General features: G+C 52.8%; 13 protein-coding genes. 7 read left to right on the top strand and 6 right to left on the bottom strand.

The features are described from left to right. Window position 1 precedes the first annotated feature (1 nt). Window positions 2–1,006, bottom strand: coding sequence for an N-acetyl-gamma-glutamyl-phosphate reductase (argC, locus tag QMN38_RS20900; protein WP_271454796.1), 1,005 nt, complete (start codon window positions 1,004–1,006; stop codon window positions 2–4). 155 nt (window positions 1,007–1,161) lie between these two features. Here argC and argE point away from each other — a divergent pair, with 155 nt between their 5' ends. The 6 genes from argE to gldA all read left to right on the top strand — a co-directional run bounded on the left by argE (window position 1,162) and on the right by gldA (window position 10,207). Next, a complete protein-coding gene (gene argE, locus QMN38_RS20895; protein ID WP_271449585.1) occupies window positions 1,162–2,313 on the top strand; it encodes an acetylornithine deacetylase in 1,152 nt (383 codons plus the stop codon). A gap of 316 nt (window positions 2,314–2,629) precedes the next feature. Next, a complete protein-coding gene (gene ppc, locus QMN38_RS20890) occupies window positions 2,630–5,281 on the top strand; it encodes a phosphoenolpyruvate carboxylase (RefSeq protein WP_323605896.1) in 2,652 nt (883 codons plus the stop codon). 209 nt (window positions 5,282–5,490) lie between these two features. Continuing rightward, entirely contained in the window at window positions 5,491–7,224 is a 1,734-nt protein-coding gene (locus QMN38_RS20885) for a phosphoethanolamine transferase CptA (RefSeq protein ID WP_271442189.1), read from the top strand. An 85-nt stretch (window positions 7,225–7,309) separates the two neighbouring features. Next, window positions 7,310–8,161: an AraC family transcriptional regulator gene (locus QMN38_RS20880; protein WP_271456574.1), complete on the top strand. Its 852-nt coding sequence runs from the start codon at window positions 7,310–7,312 to the stop codon at window positions 8,159–8,161. A 267-nt stretch (window positions 8,162–8,428) separates the two neighbouring features. Then, complete coding sequence (gene fsa, locus QMN38_RS20875) at window positions 8,429–9,091, top strand: fructose-6-phosphate aldolase (RefSeq protein ID WP_271454800.1); 663 nt, start codon at window positions 8,429–8,431, stop codon at window positions 9,089–9,091. A 12-nt stretch (window positions 9,092–9,103) separates the two neighbouring features. Then, window positions 9,104–10,207: a bifunctional L-1,2-propanediol dehydrogenase/glycerol dehydrogenase gene (gene gldA / locus QMN38_RS20870; protein WP_323605894.1), complete on the top strand. Its 1,104-nt coding sequence runs from the start codon at window positions 9,104–9,106 to the stop codon at window positions 10,205–10,207. Between the two features lie 84 nt (window positions 10,208–10,291). Here the strand turns inward: gldA and katG are convergent, their stop codons facing one another. The 3 genes from katG to QMN38_RS20855 form a co-directional block, all read right to left on the bottom strand. Further along, window positions 10,292–12,472, bottom strand: a complete 2,181-nt coding sequence (gene katG / locus QMN38_RS20865) for a catalase/peroxidase HPI (RefSeq protein WP_271442186.1) — start codon at window positions 12,470–12,472, stop codon at window positions 10,292–10,294. A 168-nt stretch (window positions 12,473–12,640) separates the two neighbouring features. Further along, complete coding sequence (gene metF / locus QMN38_RS20860; RefSeq protein WP_271442185.1) at window positions 12,641–13,528, bottom strand: methylenetetrahydrofolate reductase; 888 nt, start codon at window positions 13,526–13,528, stop codon at window positions 12,641–12,643. 157 nt (window positions 13,529–13,685) lie between these two features. Further along, window positions 13,686–14,594 carry a LysR family transcriptional regulator gene (locus tag QMN38_RS20855; RefSeq protein ID WP_271442184.1) on the bottom strand — a complete coding sequence of 303 codons (909 nt, stop codon included), beginning with the start codon at window positions 14,592–14,594 and terminating at the stop codon, window positions 13,686–13,688. Window positions 14,595–14,683: 89 nt separating this feature from the next. On the opposite strand from QMN38_RS20855, the gene QMN38_RS20850 reads away from it, so the two are divergent. Continuing rightward, window positions 14,684–15,055 (top strand): carboxymuconolactone decarboxylase family protein, encoded by a 372-nt coding sequence (locus QMN38_RS20850; RefSeq protein ID WP_323605891.1) that lies wholly within the window; start codon window positions 14,684–14,686, stop codon window positions 15,053–15,055. A gap of 81 nt (window positions 15,056–15,136) precedes the next feature. Here the strand turns inward: QMN38_RS20850 and metL are convergent, their stop codons facing one another. Further along, a complete protein-coding gene (gene metL / locus QMN38_RS20845) occupies window positions 15,137–17,569 on the bottom strand; it encodes a bifunctional aspartate kinase/homoserine dehydrogenase II (RefSeq protein ID WP_137381471.1) in 2,433 nt (810 codons plus the stop codon). Between the two features lie 2 nt (window positions 17,570–17,571). Beyond that, window positions 17,572–18,732 carry a cystathionine gamma-synthase gene (metB, locus tag QMN38_RS20840; protein WP_137381470.1) on the bottom strand — a complete coding sequence of 387 codons (1,161 nt, stop codon included), beginning with the start codon at window positions 18,730–18,732 and terminating at the stop codon, window positions 17,572–17,574. Window positions 18,733–18,897 lie beyond the last annotated feature (165 nt).

The following is an 18,897-nucleotide window of genomic DNA, read 5'->3' as shown; positions in this document are numbered from 1 at the left end:
CTTAAATAAGAGACTGCGTCTCAGCAAAGCCGAAACGGATATTTGCGCACTGCATGGCCTGTGCCGCCGCGCCCTTCAATAAGTTATCTTCAGTCGCTACCACAATCAGATGTTCGCCCTGCACAGCAAATCCGATATCACAGAACGGTAAGCCAACCACATTTTTCAGTGCCGGAACGCCTTTTTCATACAGGCGCACCAACGGTTTATCGCTGTATGCCTGTTGCAGCGTCTGCGCGACCTGAGCCTGAGTGACACCCGAATTCAGACGGCAGGTAATAGTTTCCAGGATCCCACGCGGGAAATTACCCAGATGTGGAGTGAAGATCACCTCCGTACCCAGGTGAGTAGCGATTTCCGGCTGATGGCGATGAGTAAACACGCCATACGGTTGCAGGCTCACTTCACAAAAGCTGTTCGAAATAGCGGCCTTACGGCCCGCACCGCTCACCCCACTGGTGGCGTTAATCACCGGCCACTGAGTAAGGTCCAGTAGCCCGGCATCAATAAGTGGTTTCAGCGACAATTGTGCCGCCGTCGGGTAACAACCCGGAACAGCAATCAAATTCGCGTCTTTCAGTCTGTCTACGCTCCACTCAGCCAGACCGTATACCGCCTGTTCCAGCAGTTCAGGATGCTGATGGGTAAAGCCATAGTATTTCTCATAGAATGCGCCGTCGTTTACGCGAAACGCACCCGAGAGGTCAAACACCACACAACCGGCACGCAGAAACTGCGGAGCCAGATCATGACTGACCTCATGAGCCGTCGCGAGGAACACAACGTCCACCCCTGCGCTAAACTCGCTGATATCGGACATTGGCTGTAACGGCAAATCGACAATGCCTTTTAGCTGCGGATGTAAATCGGAGATTAATTTTCCTGCATCATTGCTTTGCGCTGAGACGGTCAAAGCGGTTATGGTCATATCAGGATGGCGATTTACATAGGTCACAAGCTCTGCGCCAGCGTAGCCACTCGCGCCCACAATCAGCGTATTCAACATCGGAGCTGTTCACCTTCTTAGATTCGGTTGCCAGGTATAAGCCTTTATCACCTCACCTTACACTTGGTGGGTTTTATTACGCTCAATGTTATTGTATTTTTATTCACAAATACTGCATGAATATTGATACTATCATGACCCGAGGTGTGTCAACAATGAAAAACAATTTACCGCCATTTATCGAGATTTACCGCGCTCTGATTGCCACACCGTCGATTAGCGCAACCGAAGAAGCGCTCGATCAAAGCAATGCAGGTTTAATCACTCTGCTGGCGGACTGGTTCAAAGATTTAGGTTTCAATGTTGAGGTTCAGCCTGTTCCTGGTACGCGCAATAAATTCAACATGCTGGCGAGTGTCGGGCACGGTGCCGGCGGTCTGTTGTTGGCAGGCCATACCGATACCGTACCTTTTGACGATGGGCGTTGGACGCGCGATCCCTTCACCCTCACCGAGCACGACAATAAGCTCTACGGTCTGGGCACCGCGGATATGAAAGGCTTTTTCGCCTTTATTCTCGATGCACTGCGCGGTGTGGATGTCACGAAACTGAAAAAGCCGCTCTACATTCTGGCCACCGCTGATGAAGAGACCAGCATGGCCGGCGCTCGTTACTTTTCTGAAACGACTTCGCTCCGCCCGGACTGCGCAATCATTGGCGAACCGACATCTCTGCAGCCCGTTCGCGCGCACAAAGGCCATATCTCTAACGCCATTCGAATTTTGGGTCAGTCGGGTCACTCAAGCGATCCGGCACGCGGCGTGAATGCGATTGAACTGATGCATGATGCTATCGGCCATATCATGAAGCTGCGCGATGGCCTGAAAGAACGCTATCACCATGACGCTTTTACCGTGCCGTACCCCACGTTAAATCTGGGCCATATTCATGGCGGCGATGCAGCTAACCGTATCTGCGCCTGCTGCGAACTGCATATGGATATTCGTCCACTACCCGGCATGACGCTTAACGATCTGAATGGGCTACTTAACGATGCGCTGGCCCCGGTCAGTGAGCGTTGGCCGGGTCGCCTGACGGTATCGGAACTGCATCCGCCCATTCCTGGCTATGAGTGTCCGCCGGACCATCAACTGGTCGAGGTGGTTGAGAAACTGCTGGGCGCACAGACTGAAGTGGTGAACTACTGCACCGAAGCGCCATTTATCCAGACGCTGTGTCCGACGCTGGTATTGGGTCCCGGTTCTATTAATCAGGCACATCAGCCAGATGAATATCTGGAAACACGCTTTATTAAGCCAACCCGTGAATTAATCACCCAGGTTGTGCACCATTTCTGCTGGCACTAATGAAACTTGCCCGGTGGCGCTACGCTTACCGGGCCTACCCCGTCTTGTAGGCCGGATAAGCGCAGCGCCATCCGGCATCTCTATGTCACATGTTCATAAGCTTTTCTTATTTGGCACGATGTGAATTAACTTTAATAAATTGCCGCGATTTATTGGTTTGCTGAAGCGATTTCGCAGCAATTGACGTCACGAGTTTTACGTGGCTTTATAAAAGACGGCGAAAAAATTAAGTCCGAGAGATTTCGAGCGCAGCCAACACCGCTGTGGCGCGAAGGATACAGGACACATAAATTAAAGATGGGGTGTCTGGGTTAATATGAACGAACAATATTCCGCGTTGCGTAGTAATGTCAGTATGCTCGGCAAAGTGCTGGGAGAGACCATCAAGGATGCGCTGGGAGAGAACATTCTTGATCGCGTAGAAACAATCCGTAAGCTGTCCAAATCATCTCGCGCTGGCAATGAAGTTAATCGCCAGGAACTGCTCACCACACTGCAAAATCTGTCTAACGACGAGCTGCTGCCCGTTGCCCGCGCATTTAGCCAGTTCCTGAATCTGGCCAATACCGCCGAGCAGTACCACAGTATTTCGCCAAAAGGCGAAGCTGCCAGCAACCCGGAAGTGATTGCTCGTACTTTGCGTAAACTGAAAGACCAGCCCAACCTCAATGAAGCCACCATCAAGAACGCCGTGGAATCGCTGTCTCTGGAGCTGGTACTGACCGCACACCCAACCGAAATCACCCGCCGCACCTTGATTCATAAAATGGGTGAAGTAAACGCATGCCTCAAACAGCTTGATAACAAAGATATCGTTGATTACGAACGCAATCAGCTGATGCGTCGTCTGCGCCAGTTGATTGCTCAGTCCTGGCATACGGATGAAATCCGTAAACTACGACCAAGCCCGGTTGATGAAGCCAAATGGGGCTTCGCAGTGGTTGAAAACAGCCTGTGGGAAGGCGTACCTAACTACCTGCGCGAGCTAAATGAACAGTTGGAAGAACATCTGGGCTATAAGCTACCTGTTGATTTTGTTCCGGTACGTTTTACCTCCTGGATGGGCGGCGACCGTGATGGTAACCCGAATGTCACCGCAGATATCACCCGCCATGTGCTGCTGCTTAGTCGTTGGAAAGCCACTGACCTGTTCCTGAAGGACATCCAGTTCCTGATTTCTGAACTGTCGATGGTTGAAGCCACACCGGAACTGATGGCGCTGGTCGGTGAAGAAGGTGCGGCAGAACCTTACCGCTATCTGATGAAAATGCTGCGTTCGCGTCTGATGGCAACTCAGGCCTGGCTGGAAGCGCGTCTGAAAGGCGAAAAACTGCCAAAACCTGCTGGCCTGCTAACCCAAAACGAACAGCTTTGGGAGCCGCTGTATGCGTGTTACCAGTCTCTGCAGGCCTGTGGTATGGGTATCATCGCCAATGGTGAGTTGCTCGACACCCTCAGGCGCGTGAAATGTTTCGGCGTACCGCTGGTACGCATTGATATTCGTCAGGAAAGCACTCGTCATACCGAGGCACTGGGCGAATTGACCCGGTATCTGGGCATTGGTGACTACGAAAACTGGTCAGAAGCGGATAAACAAGCCTTCTTGATCCGTGAACTGAACTCCAAGCGCCCGCTTCTGCCACGTAATTGGGAACCCAGCAACGATACCCGTGAAGTGCTCGATACCTGCCGGGTGATTGCCGAAGCGCCTTATGGCTCCATTGCTGCCTATGTAATCTCAATGGCGAAAACACCGTCTGACGTACTGGCCGTGCATTTGCTGCTGAAGGAAGCCGGCATTGGTTTTGCTATGCCGGTCGCACCGCTGTTTGAGACGCTGGACGACCTGAACAACGCCGATGATGTTATGAGCCAGCTACTGAATATCGACTGGTATCGCGGCTTTATTCAGGGCAAACAGATGGTCATGATTGGCTATTCTGACTCTGCAAAAGACGCCGGCGTGATGGCCGCTTCCTGGGCGCAATATCAGGCACAGGACGCGCTGATCAAAACCTGCGAAAAAGCCGGTATTGAACTGACACTGTTCCACGGTCGCGGCGGCTCTATTGGTCGTGGTGGCGCGCCTGCCCATGCGGCACTGCTCTCTCAACCACCAGGTAGCCTTAAAGGCGGCCTGCGCGTGACAGAACAAGGCGAGATGATCCGCTTCAAATACGGCCTACCGGAAGTCACCATCAGTAGCCTGTCGCTGTACACTGCCGCGATTCTGGAAGCTAACCTGTTACCGCCGCCGGAACCAAAAGATGGCTGGCGTCATATCATGGATGAGCTTTCAGATATCTCCTGCGATCTCTATCGTGGGTATGTTCGTGAAAATAAAGACTTTGTACCTTACTTCCGTTCAGCAACACCAGAGCAGGAACTGGGCAAGTTACCGCTCGGCTCACGTCCGGCAAAACGCCGCCCGACCGGTGGCGTAGAGTCTCTGCGTGCTATTCCGTGGATCTTCGCCTGGACACAGAACCGCCTGATGCTTCCGGCCTGGCTGGGTGCGGGTACGGCGCTGCAAAAAGTAGTTGAAGACGGTAAGCAAAGCGAGCTTGAAGCAATGTGCCGTGACTGGCCATTCTTCTCCACGCGTCTTGGCATGCTGGAGATGGTGTTCTCAAAAGCTGACCTGTGGCTGGCGGAGTACTACGATCAGCGCCTGGTCAAAAAAGAGCTTTGGCCATTGGGTGAAGAACTGCGTCAGCGTCTGGAGGCCGATATCAATGTGGTGTTGGCAATTGCCAATGACTCGCATTTGATGGCCGATCTACCGTGGATTGCCGAGTCTATTCAGTTAAGGAATATTTATACTGACCCACTGAACGTCTTACAGGCCGAATTATTATATCGTTCGCGCCTGGCAGAAGAGCAAGGTCATGCACCAGACCCACGCGTCGAACAGGCGCTAATGGTGACAATTGCTGGCGTTGCTGCCGGTATGCGTAACACCGGCTAATTTTTATGCCTGTCACCCTCGTGCTATTGTGCGAGGGTGACATAAAATACTGCTGTCATAACCACCTCATTTTTAATATATTCCTGTCTGCATTTTATACATCCAATGGATATTTGTTAGCAAAACGCGATATTCGACTCGCATTGCTTCAGATCCTCTTAAGGTTTAGCCGCTAACGTTGGCGCTACGATTAAAGACAGGCTCACACTATGCAATCCTTACAACTCCAGTCTAAACCCAAATTTAGCTGGAAAGCCCTGGGTTGGGCACTCCTCTATTTTTGGTTCTTCTCTACCTTACTCCAGGCCATTATTTATTTTAGTGGCTATAGCGGAACTAACGGATTACGCGACTCAATACTGTTCAGCTCATTGTGGTTGATTCCGGTATTCTTATTCCCGAACCGTATTCGCATTATCGCCGCCGTTATTGGTGTGGCACTCTGGGCTGCTTCATTGGCCGCGCTGAGTTATTACGTTATTTACGGACAAGAATTCTCACAAAGCGTTCTGTTCGTTATGTTTGAAACCAACGCCAACGAAGCCCGCGAATATCTGAGCCAATATTTCAGTCTCAAGATAGTACTTATCGCACTGGCCTATACAGCAACCGCAATCCTGCTGTGGACGCGTTTACGCCCGGTCCATATTCCGTCGCCATGGCGTTATCTGGTGTCATTTGCGCTGTTGTACGGTTTAATTCTGCACCCAATGACCGTCAATACGTTTATCAAGCATAAGCCTTTTGAGAAAACGCTGGGCGGCCTTGCATCGCGCATGGAGCCTGCCGCGCCATGGCAGTTCATCTCTGGTTATTATCAATACCGTCAACAATTGACCGCATTAAATAGCCTGCTGAATGAGAACAACGCATTGCCACCACTGGCTAACTTTAAAGACAATTCTGGTGATGCGCCGCGTACGCTGGTGCTGGTGATTGGCGAGTCAACTCAACGTGGCCGCATGAGCCTGTACGGCTACCCACGTGAAACCACGCCGGAACTGGATGCGCTGCATAAATCCGATCCAAACTTCACCGTGTTCAATAATGTCGTGACCTCACGTCCTTACACGATTGAAATCCTGCAACAGGCGCTGACCTTCGCAAACGAGAAGAACCCGGATTTATATCTGACGCAGCCGTCGTTGATGAATATGATGAAACAGGCGGGTTATAAAACGTTCTGGATAACCAACCAGCAAACAATGACCGCCCGTAACACCATGCTGACCGTATTTTCCCGGCAGACAGACAAGCAGTTCTATATGAACCAGCAGCGTACCCAAAGTGCGCGTGAATACGACAGCAACGTGCTGGGACCGTTTAAAGAAGTCATGGCCGACCCGGCACCGAAAAAGTTCATCATCGTTCACTTGCTGGGTACGCACATTAAATACAAATTCCGCTACCCGGAAGGCCAGGGTAAGTTTGACGGTAATACCGAGAACGTACCTGCAGGTCTGAGCAGTGATGAACTGGAGTCATATAACGATTATGACAATGCCAACGTCTATAACGACCATATCATTGCCAGCCTGATCAAAGACTACAAAGCAACTGATCCGAACGGCTTCCTGCTCTACTTCTCTGACCATGGTGAAGAAGTGTATGACACGCCGCCACATAAAACGCAGGGCCGTAATGAAGATAGCCCAACGCGCCATATGTATACGGTACCGTTCCTGCTGTGGACGTCTGAAAAATGGCAGGCTGCGCACCCACGCGACTTCTCACAGGACGTTAATCGTAAGTACAGCAGCTCTGAACTTATCCATACCTGGTCAGATTTGGCAGGCTTTACGTACGATGGTTTCGATCCGACCCGTTCTATTACCAGCCCGGAGTTCAAAGAGACGACCCGCTGGATTGGTAATCCGTACAAGAAAAACGCCCTGATCGATTACGACTCCCTGCCTTACGGCGATCAAATCGGGAATCAGTAACGCTCTCTCAGGCCACTCTTTAAGAGTGGCCTTTTTTTATGATGACGGTTACTGTTTCCCTGTCCACGATCTGTCAGGGATTCACATGTATCACAACATCAGCCACCTACTTTCCCGCCTGATTAACGGCCCCTTACCGCTGCACCAGGTTTACTTCGCCAGCAGCAATGCCGTAACGCCAGAACTGGCGTATAAGGTAGATTTTCCACGACTGGAAATCGTGCTGGAGGGGCAACTTTCGGATACAGGTATCGGCAACATACTTGTTCCCGGGGACGTTCTGTACGTCCCGGCAGGAGGCTGGAATCTTCCGCAATGGCAAACGCCCGTCACTATGCTGACGATTCTGTTCGCTAAGCAGCAGTTAATCTTTAGCGTTATGCAATGGGATGGCCGCCAGTTCCAACATCTCGCCAATCAACATGTGGCACGCCGCGGGCCGCGTATCGGCTCCTTCCTGCTACAGGCGCTCAATGAAATACAAATGCAGCCCCAGGAGCAGCAAACCGCGAAATTAATTATTGCCAGCCTGTTCAGCCATTGCCGTGACCTGCTCGGTAGCCAAATCCAGACAGCATCGCGTAGCCAGGCACTTTTCGACGCCATTCGCGACTACATTGACGAACGCTACGCCTCTCCGTTGACCCGCGAATCCGTCGCCCAGGCCTTTTACATCTCACCGAATTATCTTTCGCATCTGTTTCAGAAAACCGGAGCCATTGGTTTTAACGAATATCTTAACCACACCCGACTTGAACAAGCGAAAACGCTATTGAAGGGCTACGATCTGAAAATTAAAGAAGTTGCACACGCCTGCGGGTTCGTCGACAGCAACTACTTCTGTCGCCTGTTTCGCAAAAATACCGAACGCTCACCATCTGAGTATCGGCGGCAATATCACAGCCAGTTAACGGAAAAAGAGACGTCCCCACATTAAGGTGAAGTCGCGACAAAACCCACAGAGGACAAAAAACATATTTACTGGATTTTTGTAATATTAAAAAGAAACGCGTATCCCCGGCCATCAGCATAAACTGACCAACCAAGAACATGTGAAGTATCTCCCACTTTCACCGACACATTACATTTGTCCAGCTTTTGACAGATTTGTCAGATAGCGCAGCATGCCGAAACACTCTTATCCTGAGCACAGCAAAGTATCCCGGTAACGGGCTGCTAACGAGAAATTAAGAGGGTGTTTTATATGGAACTGTACCTGGATACCGCTAACGTCGCGGAAGTTGAACGTCTGGCTCGCATCTTCCCCATCGCCGGGGTCACAACCAACCCCAGTATTGTCGCGGCCAGCAAAGAATCCATCTGGGATGTACTACCACGTCTGCAAAACGCCATCGGCGAAGAGGGCATTTTGTTTGCCCAAACCATGAGCCGGGATGCACAAGGCATGGTGGAAGAAGCCAGACGCCTGAGCAACGCCGTCCCCGGTCTGGTGGTGAAGATTCCCGTCACGGCTGAAGGCCTGGCTGCCATCAAAATGCTAAAAAAAGAGGGTATCACCACGCTGGGAACCGCCGTTTACAGTGCTTCTCAGGGTCTGCTGGCCGCACTGGCTGGGGCAAAATATATCGCACCATACGTTAACCGCATTGATGCTCAGGGTGGTGACGGTATCCGCACGGTGCAGGAGCTGCAAACGCTTCTGGAGATACATGCGCCAAACAGCATGGTGTTGGCAGCCAGTTTTAAGACACCGCGCCAGGCGCTGGATTGCTTACTGGCAGGATGTGCCGCAATCACCCTGCCATTAGACGTAGCGCAACAAATGCTCAATACCCCTGCGGTAGAGTCAGCTATAGAGAAGTTTGAGCAGGACTGGAACAACGCATTTGGTCACATCAACCTGTGAGGGAAATAAAGTATGGATCGCATTATTCAATCACCTGGTAAGTACATCCAGGGCGCTGATGTTATTACCCGTCTTGGCAGCTATCTCAAACCACTGGCAGAACGCTGGCTGGTCGTTGGGGACAAGTTTGTCTTAGGATTTGCACAATCGGCACTGGAAAAAAGCTTCCATGACGCCGGTCTGGCACTCGAGATCGTGCCATTTGGTGGTGAATGTTCACAAAACGAAATCGACCGCCTGCGTGGCGTGGCAGAAAAAGCGCAATGCGGTGCAGTGCTCGGTATCGGCGGGGGTAAAACGCTGGATACCGCCAAAGCGCTGGCGCACTTTATGGGTGTACCGGTTGCCATTGCGCCAACCATCGCCTCTACCGATGCGCCATGTAGTGCGCTGTCCGTCATTTACACCGATGCCGGTGAATTCGATCGCTATTTGCTGCTGCCAAACAACCCGGACAGGGTCATTGTTGATACCAAAATTGTCGCGGGTGCGCCTGCGCGGCTGCTGGCAGCAGGTATCGGCGATGCGCTGGCAACCTGGTTTGAAGCACGCGCCTGCTCACGCAGCGGCGCAACGACCATGGCGGGTGGTCAATGCACTCAGGCCGCACTGGCACTAGCTGAGCTGTGCTTCAATACGCTGATTGAAGAAGGCGAAAAAGCGATGCTGGCCGCCGAGCAGCATGTGGTAACGCCTGCGCTGGAGGGCGTCATTGAAGCCAATACCTATCTGAGCGGCGTGGGTTTTGAAAGCGGTGGCCTGGCCGCTGCACACGCGATCCATAACGGTCTGACGGCAATCCCGGATGCACATCACTACTACCACGGTGAGAAGGTGGCTTTCGGTACATTGACGCAACTGGTGCTGGAAAACGCGCCGGTAGACGAAATCGAAACCGTGGCTGCACTGTGCCATTCCGTTGGTCTGCCTATTACGCTGGCACAACTGGACATCAAACAGGATGTTCCCGCGAAGATGCGCATTGTGGCAGAAGCGGCTTGTGCCGAAGGCGAGACTATCCATAACATGCCGGGCGGTGCCACACCAGATCAGGTTTACGCTGCGCTGCTGGTGGCCGATCAGTATGGCCAGCGGTATCTGCAAGAGTGGGAATAAGCACACCATAAAAAATCCCCGCAATGGCGGGGATTTTTCTGTCTGGCAGGCCGGATAAACGCAAAGCTTATCCGGCATTTTCGATCACAGCAGATCGAAACGGTCCAGGTTCATCACTTTCACCCATGCCGCGACAAAGTCCTTCACGAACTTCTCGTGGGCATCGCTGCAGGCATAAACTTCTGCCAGCGCACGCAGTACCGAGTTAGAGCCAAACACCAGGTCGGCGCGGGTTGCGGTGTATTTCACTTCACCGTTCAGACGGTCACGACCTTCAAAGACCTCTTTCGATTCGTCAGTCGCTTTCCATTCGTTACGCATATCCAGCAGGTTGACGAAGAAGTCATTGCTGAGCACGCCTGGACGATCGGTAAAGACGCCATGCTGACTACCATCGAAGTTGGCACCCAGTACGCGCATCCCGCCTACCAGCACGGTCATTTCCGGTGCCGTCAGGGTCAACTGCTGCGCTTTATCGATCAGTAATGACTCGGTGGTCGACACGTCAGGACGGGCACGATAGTTACGGAAACCATCTGCAATAGGCTCCAGCAGCTCAAACATCTCGATATCGGTTTGGTCCTGACGCGCATCTACGCGGCCCGGAACAAAAGGTACAGTGATGTTAACACCCGCCGCGCTTGCCGCTTTCTCAACACCTACCACACCGGCCAGCACGATAATGTCGGCCAACGAGGCGGTATGAGCAGATTTATAAATACCTTCCAGCACAGGCAGAACACGTGCCGCAGTCGCATTCACATCCCAACCGCGTTGTGGTGCCAGCGCCAGGCGAGCACCGTTAGCACCACCACGTTTGTCACCGCCACGGAAAGTCGATGCGGAAGCCCACGCCACCGATACCAACTCACTGACAGAAAGCCCGGAAGCTGCAATGGTCGCCTTCAGGTTAAGAATGTCTTCTTCGCTTGGGTTGAAGAACGCATGCGGCAGCGGGTCCTGCCAAATCAGATCTTCTTGCGGTACTTCCGGTCCGATGTAGCGCGATTTCGGCCCCATATCACGGTGCGTCAGTTTAAACCACGCACGGGCAAAGGCTTCATTGAACGCTTGCGGATCGTTAAGGAAACGACGAGAGATCTTCTCGAACTCAGGATCAAAGCGCAAGGTCAGGTCGGTGACCAGCATTGTAGGCTTGCGTTTTTTCGACGGATCAAACGGATCGGGGATAATCTCCGGTGCGTCAACCGCTTCAAACTGAATAGCGCCTGCCGGGCTGCGCGTTTGCACCCACTCATATTTGAACAGGTTCTCGAAGAAATAGTTGCTCCACTGGGTCGGCGTCTGCGTCCAGACGACTTCCAGACCAGAGGTGATGGCATCTGCACCCGAGCCGCTGCCGTAGCTGCTGGCCCAGCCCAGTCCCTGCGCTTCAATTGGTGCTGATTCTGGATCAGGACCAACATGGGATGCTGGTGCTGCACCGTGGGTTTTACCCAACGTATGACCACCACCAATCAGCGCGACAGTTTCTTCGTCGTTCATCCCCATATTACCGAAGGTCGCACGAATAGCCGCTGCCGCAGAAAGCGGCTCACCACTGTGATCAGGACCTTCCGGGTTAACATAGATAAGACCCATCTCGGTTGCGCCAAGCGGGGCTTTTGCCAGCTCTTCAGGATGGCGGTGAGTCAGCCAGGCTTTCTCATCCCCCCAGTTTACGTCGAGATCCGGTTCCCAGACATCTTCACGCCCTGCGCCAAAACCGAAGGTGCGGAAGCCTGAGTTTTCCAGCGCCACGTTACCCGCGAGGATAAACAGGTCGGCCCAGGAAATTTTCTGACCATATTTCTGCTTGATTGGCCACAGCAGACGACGCGCCTTATCAAGGCTAACGTTGTCCGGCCAGGAGTTCAGTGGTGCAAAACGCTGCTGTCCGCGACCCGCGCCACCGCGTCCATCGATGGAGCGATAAGTCCCTGCACCGTGCCATGCCATACGGATGAATAAACCGGCATAGGTACCCCAGTCGGCAGGCCACCACGGTTGAGATTCGGACAGAAGGGCTCTGAGATCCCCTTTCAGGGCAGAATAGTCGAGTTTGCTAAATTCTTTGCGGTAGTTGAAGTCCTCGCCCAGTGGGTTCGAACGGTTGGAATGTTGGTTCAGCAAATCTACACGGAGTTGATTAGGCCACCAGTCGCGGTTGTTCGTTCCTGCTCCCGCGCTCTGATCGTGACCGCCCTGATGAAAAGGACACTTACCGGCAGTTGATGCGTTATGGCTATCGTCGGACATGCTCATCTATATGCTCCCTTTACAGTGTTCTGACTACGATATACACCACCAGAGATAAGATATAGTCGAAATAACCCACAGATTCGATAGCTAATTCCTTTTATATTTTAAGTTACAGAGATGTAGATCAAAATGATCAATAAAAAGCCCTCCGTAGAGGGCTGGGGCATCTGTTTAATTCGGTCTTACACCCAGTGTGTGACAAATAGCGTAGCTCATCTCTGCGCGGTTGAGCGTATAGAAGTGAAAATCTTTCACCCCTTCGCGACTGAGGATCTTCACCATGTCCATGGCGATATTCGCCCCTACCAGCTTGCGGGTTTCGGCATCATCATCCAGACCGTCAAACATCGTCGACATCCAGGAAGGGATACGAACATTGGTCATATCGGCGAATTTCTTCGCCTGCTTAAAGTTAGAGACCGGCAGGATACCCGGAATAATTTCCACATCGATGCCTGCTGATACGCAACGGTCGCGAAAACGCAGGTAGCTTTCCACATCAAAGAAGAACTGGGTGATCGCCCGATTTGCGCCGGCATCAACCTTACGTTTCAGGTTAAGCAGGTCTGCCTGAGCACTCTTCGCTTCCGGATGAACTTCCGGATAAGCGGCAACAGAGATATCAAAATCTGCGACGTCTTTCAGCAGGCTCACCAGATCGGCAGCATACATATCTGGTTTACCGCCACCCGGTGGCAGGTCGCCACGTAGGGCAACAATATGACGAATACCGTTATTCCAGTAATCCTGAGCAATGGTGCGCAGTTCATCGCGAGTGGCATCAATACAGGTCAGGTGCGGAGCCGCTTCGAGGCCCGTGCGATCCTTAATCCCTTTAATAATGCTGTGCGTACGGTCGCGCTCACCCGAATTTGCCCCGTAAGTCACGGAAACAAACTTCGGCTTCAGGCTGCTCAGGCGATCGATGGAGTTCCACAGGGTTTGCTCCATTTCACTGGTGCGCGGCGGGAAAAACTCAAACGAAACGTTAATCTGACCCTGCACTTCTGCCAGGCTCTGATTCAGGGCTTCCCGCTGGTTGGCGTGAAAAAAGCTCATACCTTACCTCATCAATCTTATGTCGTTATATGTTGTGTTGTGAACTGCTATACGTTTAGACGTCTAGATGTAAAAATGACGGAAAAGCGTGCTGCCGTCAACACAAAAATCATCGATAAAGGTGAGGAATACTCAGCCAACGTGAAAAAAATTCACATCAGCTTGAAATGATGAGGGATTGCATCATGAGTTCTTGCACCCACTGCAACCGGCTCTCATTCTCAGGCAACATCACTAACCCGGCACGGATACACAGCTCAGCATCGCTCAGTGGATGGAATACCACGCCCTGGCGCTGGATAGCGGCAAATGAAGCCGGGAGCAAACTTAAACCATCGCCCTGGGCAATCCGTGCAAGCAGTACATCATGCTCCAGAGGTTCTTCAAGGCAGGAAGGAGAGTAACCCGCACGGTGAAAAATCTGCCGGGTGTAGTCAAAGAAAGCCGGGTTACGTTCCCGCTGGAACCAGAACAACGGTCGGTGGTTGAGTGCCGATAAGGAAAGAGAGGCCGTACGAGCCTCTGACCAAAAGGAGGGTAATGCAGCAATTATCGGCTCTTGCCAGGCTAAAGGGGTGACGGTAAGCCCAGATGCCTCAATAGGCAAAGCTACCAGCGCCGCATCCAGTTTGCCTCGCCTTACCTGACGAACAAGTTCAGGTGAGCCGTGACGCGTGACACGCAGCATTTTTACACGAGCATTTAGCGTTGATTCAAGCGCCACAAAAACACCCTGTTCAAACGCCGTGCTTAATCCTAAACGCAGAGGTTGCACCTCCCTCTGCGCTAGCTGGCTCAATGCAATATAGGTCTTGTCCTGTAGCGCCAGCAGTGGACGCACCATTTCTAATACGTGCTGACCCTCCTCCGTCAACGTCAGCCCACGGGTATGGCGGACAAAAAGCGTCACCCCCAGGCGTTCTTCAAGCTGGCGAATATGACGGCTTAGCGGCGGCTGCGACATAAAAAGACGTTGCGCCGCACGGCTCATGTTGTTCTCTTCGGCCACGACGGTGAAGTAGCGCAGCAGACGGATATCAAGAGAGTGCAGGGGCGATATTGTCATACCAAAAAAGTATCACGGAAACGGTATTATCCCAATTGTTCTGCACCCCTTATCCTCATGGCATACACCGCACTCACGAGGAAGAGATAATGAATTCAGAACGTTTTATGACGGGTCAGTTGATGCTGCAAAAAGTAGATGGTAAAGGGGGCGATGCGGTCGTCGACAGTCTGCAGGACATTGCGCCCGACTTCGCCCAATACCTGATTGAATTTCCTTTTGGCGACATCTATTCAAGACCGGGATTGGATTTACGCAGTAGAGAGATTGCTACCGTCGCGGCGTTAACGGCGCTGGGCAATGCCGCCCCGCAATTGAAGGTGCATATTGGCGCGGCATTACACGTGGGCTTAACGCAGGATGAGATCGTGGAAGTGATTATGCAGATGGCCGTATATGCTGGCTTCCCCGCGGCACTCAACGGCTTGTTCGCCGCGAAAGAGGTGTTTGCCACCCAATAACACTGCCGGATGCGACGCTAACGCATCTTATCCGGCCTACGTTACGCACGAACCGTAGGCCGGAACATCCGCCAACAAAAACTACAGCAGCTGCGCCAGACGATTAATATCCGACTGAATCGCACCGGCGGTCACATCACGACCTGCGCCCGGCCCGCGGATCACCAGCGGGTTATCGCGATACCAGCGACTTTCAATGGCGAACACATTATCGCACGGCAACAGCGCTGCCAGCGGGTGTTCAGCACGGACCGCTTCAACACCCACACGCGCTTTACCATTGGCGTCAAAACGCGCCACGTAGCGCAACACCAGCCCCATTTCACGCGCAGCTTCCAGGCGTTGCACCATCTGTTCGTTCAACTCATCACCATTTTCAAAGAAATGGTCAATGGAGCCTTCTTCACAGTGTGCAGGTACCAGTGACTCAACGCGAACCTGGTCCGGCTCAATATCGTAACCTGCTTCACGCGCCAGGATCACCAGCTTACGCATAACATCTTTGCCAGAAAGATCGACGCGCGGGTCCGGTTCAGTTAGCCCTTGCTGCCAGGCTTGATCCACCAGATCGGTGAACGGGACCGTGCCATCAAATTGCAGAAACAGCCAGGATAACGTGCCGGAGAAGATCCCGCTGATCGACAAAATCGTATCACCGCTATCAATCAGATCGCGCACAGTATGGTTGATCGGCAAACCTGCCCCCACGGTGGCGTTATACAGCCAGTGGCGGCCGGTTTTTTCGAACGCATCATGAATTTGGCGATACTTATCACTGGTACTCGCCCCCGCCAGTTTATTGGCGCTAATGACATGGAAACCATGGCTGGCGAAGTCCAGATACTGATCGGCCAATTGTTCACTGGCCGTCACATCCAGCACCACTAAATCATCATACGGGTGGGCGCGCATCCACAGGAATAGCGCCTCTTCATCCTGCTCTACCGCTTCGTCGTCGAAGAAGGCCAGAGCACGGCTGGCATCCAGTCCTTCATAGTTCAGCAGGCTACGGCGGCTATCCACCACGCCTGCCAGCACGAATTCAAACCCGGTACGTGCGGAAAGCGTTGTTTGTTCGCGGGCGAACAGTTCCAGCCAGCGTGAACCAATATTCCCTTTACCGAACAGCACCAGACCGATACGTTTTTCTGCACGGAAAATAGACTGATGCAGGCCCTGAATCAGGCTTTCGGTCGGGCCGGTACGCAGTACCGCAACCAGACTGATCCCCTCTTCCGACTGCCAGGTAAACTCGACTGGCTGGCCTTTTAACTGCTGCCAGAAACGGTGGCAATGCAGTGGATTGCGCGTTACGCCAGCCCCAACCATCGCCACCAGCGCCAGCCCCTGGCGCAGACGCAGCTCGCCCGGCAAACCGGCTTCATCAAGAATTTTCAGTGCGCCATCAGCAACTTCGGAGGTATAGCAAAATTGCAGCAACTGACGGTCCGGATGCACGCCAACCGCCAGCGGACGCACCTGCGTGCGTTTTAAAATCTGGTCGATATCTTTGTAAGCCAGCTTAAAGTCCTGGCCGGTGGGAACCTGAAACTCAATCAGACAGACGTCGTCATGGCTGGTCACAATGCGCGCCCCGGTACCAGAAGCCAGTACACGCTCAATCCGCGTTGACCCCTGATCCGGCGTGTAACTGCAGCGCAGCTGGAGGTCGATATCGCTACCCGAAACCGGCTGTAAGGTGCGGGCATGCAAAACCGGAGCCGCAAGACGCGCCAGCTCGCTGGCTTCATCAAGACGCAGCAGCGGCAGCAGGCAGGCATCTTTGACTTTACGCGGGTCCGCACTATAAACCCCAGCGACATCGCTCCAGATAGTCACGCGGGAAACGCCTGCCAGCGCACCCACCTGCGTAGCTGAATAGTCAGAGCCGTTACGCCCCAGCAGCACCGTTTCACCCGCATTGCTACGGCTGATAAACCCGGTAACCACCAGGCGCTTGCCTGGATGTTGAGCCAGCAGTTGTTGCAGCAACGGATAAGACAGACCTTCATCCACCTGCGGCTGGGCACCGCGTTCAGCACGTAAAAACTCACGCGCATCCAGCCAGGCAGACTCCAGTCCCTGCTGGTTAAGGACAGCAGACATCAAACGCGCCGACCACACTTCACCATGCCCCACCACTTCGGCATAGACGGCTTCATTCACACCGCTGTCGAGCAATCCGGCCAGACGCTCCAGATCGTGAATAAACGCACCGATCAGCCCATCAGCCACATCTGGTGGTAACAGGCCACTAATCAGCTCACTTTGATAACGGCGTAACGCCTGCTGAACCTGATGCGCAGAAAGACGATCGGTCTGGCTTAACTTAAGCCAGCTAATCAACTGGTTAGTGGTACTGCCCGCGGCGGAAACAACCATCATGTCGTCAGGCTGCGAGTACTCCGCCATAATACCTGCGACACGCAAATAACATTTCACGTCTGCCAGACTACTACCACCAAATTTGTGCAGTTGACGACCCTTCGCCCCTGCCTGCGCAATCACACTCATGTTTACCCCTTGTTTGCAGCCCGGAAGCCATTTTCCAGGTCGGCAATTAAATCTTCGCCATCTTCAATACCGGTGGAGATACGCAGTAGCGTTTCAGAAATTCCGGCAGCAGCACGCGCTTCTGGCGCCATACCCGCGTGTGTCATGGTCGCGGCGTGGGAGATCAGACTTTCAACGCCCCCTAATGATTCCGCCAACGTAAACAATGACAACCCGCTCAGGAAGCGACGCAATGTTTGCTCGTCGCCATCCAGTTCAAAACTCAACATCGCGCCAAACCCTTTTTGTTGACGCGCGGCAATCTCATGCCCCTGATTATCCGGCAGTGACGGATGATACAGTTTCTTCACCAACGGCTGGGTTTGCAGGTAGTCCACAATAGCCTGAGCGTTACGTTGTGCCACTTCCATACGCGGCGACAGAGTACGTAGGCCACGCAACAGCAGATAGCTATCAAATGCGCCGCCAGTTACGCCAATATTATTCGCCCACCATGCCAGCTCAGTGACCGTCTCCGGATCTTTCGCTATCACCACGCCAGCCACCACATCCGAGTGACCGTTTAAATATTTCGTGCATGAATGCAACACCAGATCGGCGCCCAATGCCAGTGGATTTTGCAGTGCAGGGCTTAAAAAAGTGTTGTCGACAACGCTCACCGCACCCGCCTCACGCGCCAGTTGGCAGATTTTTGCAATATCCACCACACGCAGCAACGGATTGCTTGGACTTTCGATCAGTACCAGCTTTGGTTTTTCCGCCAACGCCGCTTTCAGCGCCTGCTCATCACCCTGATCGACAAACAGCACGCGATAGCAGCCACGTTTTGCCAGACTGTCAAACAGGCGATAGCTACCACCGTAACAGTCGTGCGGTGCGACCAGCAGATCGCCAGGCTTCAGGAACACCGTCGTCACCAGATGAATCGCCGACATGCCGGTATTGGTCAGCACTGCACCAGCGCCACCTTCCAGCTCCGCCAGCGCACGCTGAACCACATCACGCGTCGGGTTGCCACGGCGTGAATAGTCATGAGCGCGCGGCTCATTAAAACCGGTGAAATTATAGGTACTGGAGAGGTGAATCGGTGGGACAACGCAACCGTACTGCTCGTCGTCATTTAATCCGCTACGCACTGCAATGGTGGCCTGTTTACGCGTCATATTGAGGAGATCCTGGCTGAGTCGGTGAAAAGTCAGACACCAGAGTAATCATTGTTACAATAGCCGTCAATACATCTGGACATCTAAACTTCTTTGCGTATAGATTGAGCAAACAGGAAATAGCCGTTAAAATTATATGCATTAGCGTACATTTGCGTCGGCTAA

It is taken from the genome of Citrobacter sp. R-1.5.2 (assembly GCF_035064245.1).
Lineage (GTDB): Bacteria > Pseudomonadota > Gammaproteobacteria > Enterobacterales > Enterobacteriaceae > Citrobacter.
This window is presented reverse-complemented; position numbering and strand designations above follow the sequence as displayed.

Excerpts from the sequence above, each read along its gene's own strand:
- metF (WP_271442185.1), bottom strand. The coding sequence starts at position 13,528 with ATGAGCTTTTTTCACGCCAACCAGCGGGAAGCCCTGAATCAGAGCCTG.
- argC (WP_271454796.1), bottom strand. The coding sequence starts at position 1,006 with ATGTTGAATACGCTGATTGTGGGCGCGAGTGGCTACGCTGGCGCAGAG.
- fsa (WP_271454800.1), top strand. The coding sequence starts at position 8,429 with ATGGAACTGTACCTGGATACCGCTAACGTCGCGGAAGTTGAACGTCTG.
- QMN38_RS20885 (WP_271442189.1), top strand. The coding sequence starts at position 5,491 with ATGCAATCCTTACAACTCCAGTCTAAACCCAAATTTAGCTGGAAAGCC.
- ppc (WP_323605896.1), top strand. The coding sequence starts at position 2,630 with ATGAACGAACAATATTCCGCGTTGCGTAGTAATGTCAGTATGCTCGGC.
- metL (WP_137381471.1), bottom strand. The coding sequence starts at position 17,569 with ATGAGTGTGATTGCGCAGGCAGGGGCGAAGGGTCGTCAACTGCACAAA.
- metB (WP_137381470.1), bottom strand. The coding sequence starts at position 18,732 with ATGACGCGTAAACAGGCCACCATTGCAGTGCGTAGCGGATTAAATGAC.
- QMN38_RS20880 (WP_271456574.1), top strand. The coding sequence starts at position 7,310 with ATGTATCACAACATCAGCCACCTACTTTCCCGCCTGATTAACGGCCCC.
- QMN38_RS20855 (WP_271442184.1), bottom strand. The coding sequence starts at position 14,594 with ATGACAATATCGCCCCTGCACTCTCTTGATATCCGTCTGCTGCGCTAC.
- katG (WP_271442186.1), bottom strand. The coding sequence starts at position 12,472 with ATGAGCATGTCCGACGATAGCCATAACGCATCAACTGCCGGTAAGTGT.
- gldA (WP_323605894.1), top strand. The coding sequence starts at position 9,104 with ATGGATCGCATTATTCAATCACCTGGTAAGTACATCCAGGGCGCTGAT.
- QMN38_RS20850 (WP_323605891.1), top strand. The coding sequence starts at position 14,684 with ATGAATTCAGAACGTTTTATGACGGGTCAGTTGATGCTGCAAAAAGTA.
- argE (WP_271449585.1), top strand. The coding sequence starts at position 1,162 with ATGAAAAACAATTTACCGCCATTTATCGAGATTTACCGCGCTCTGATT.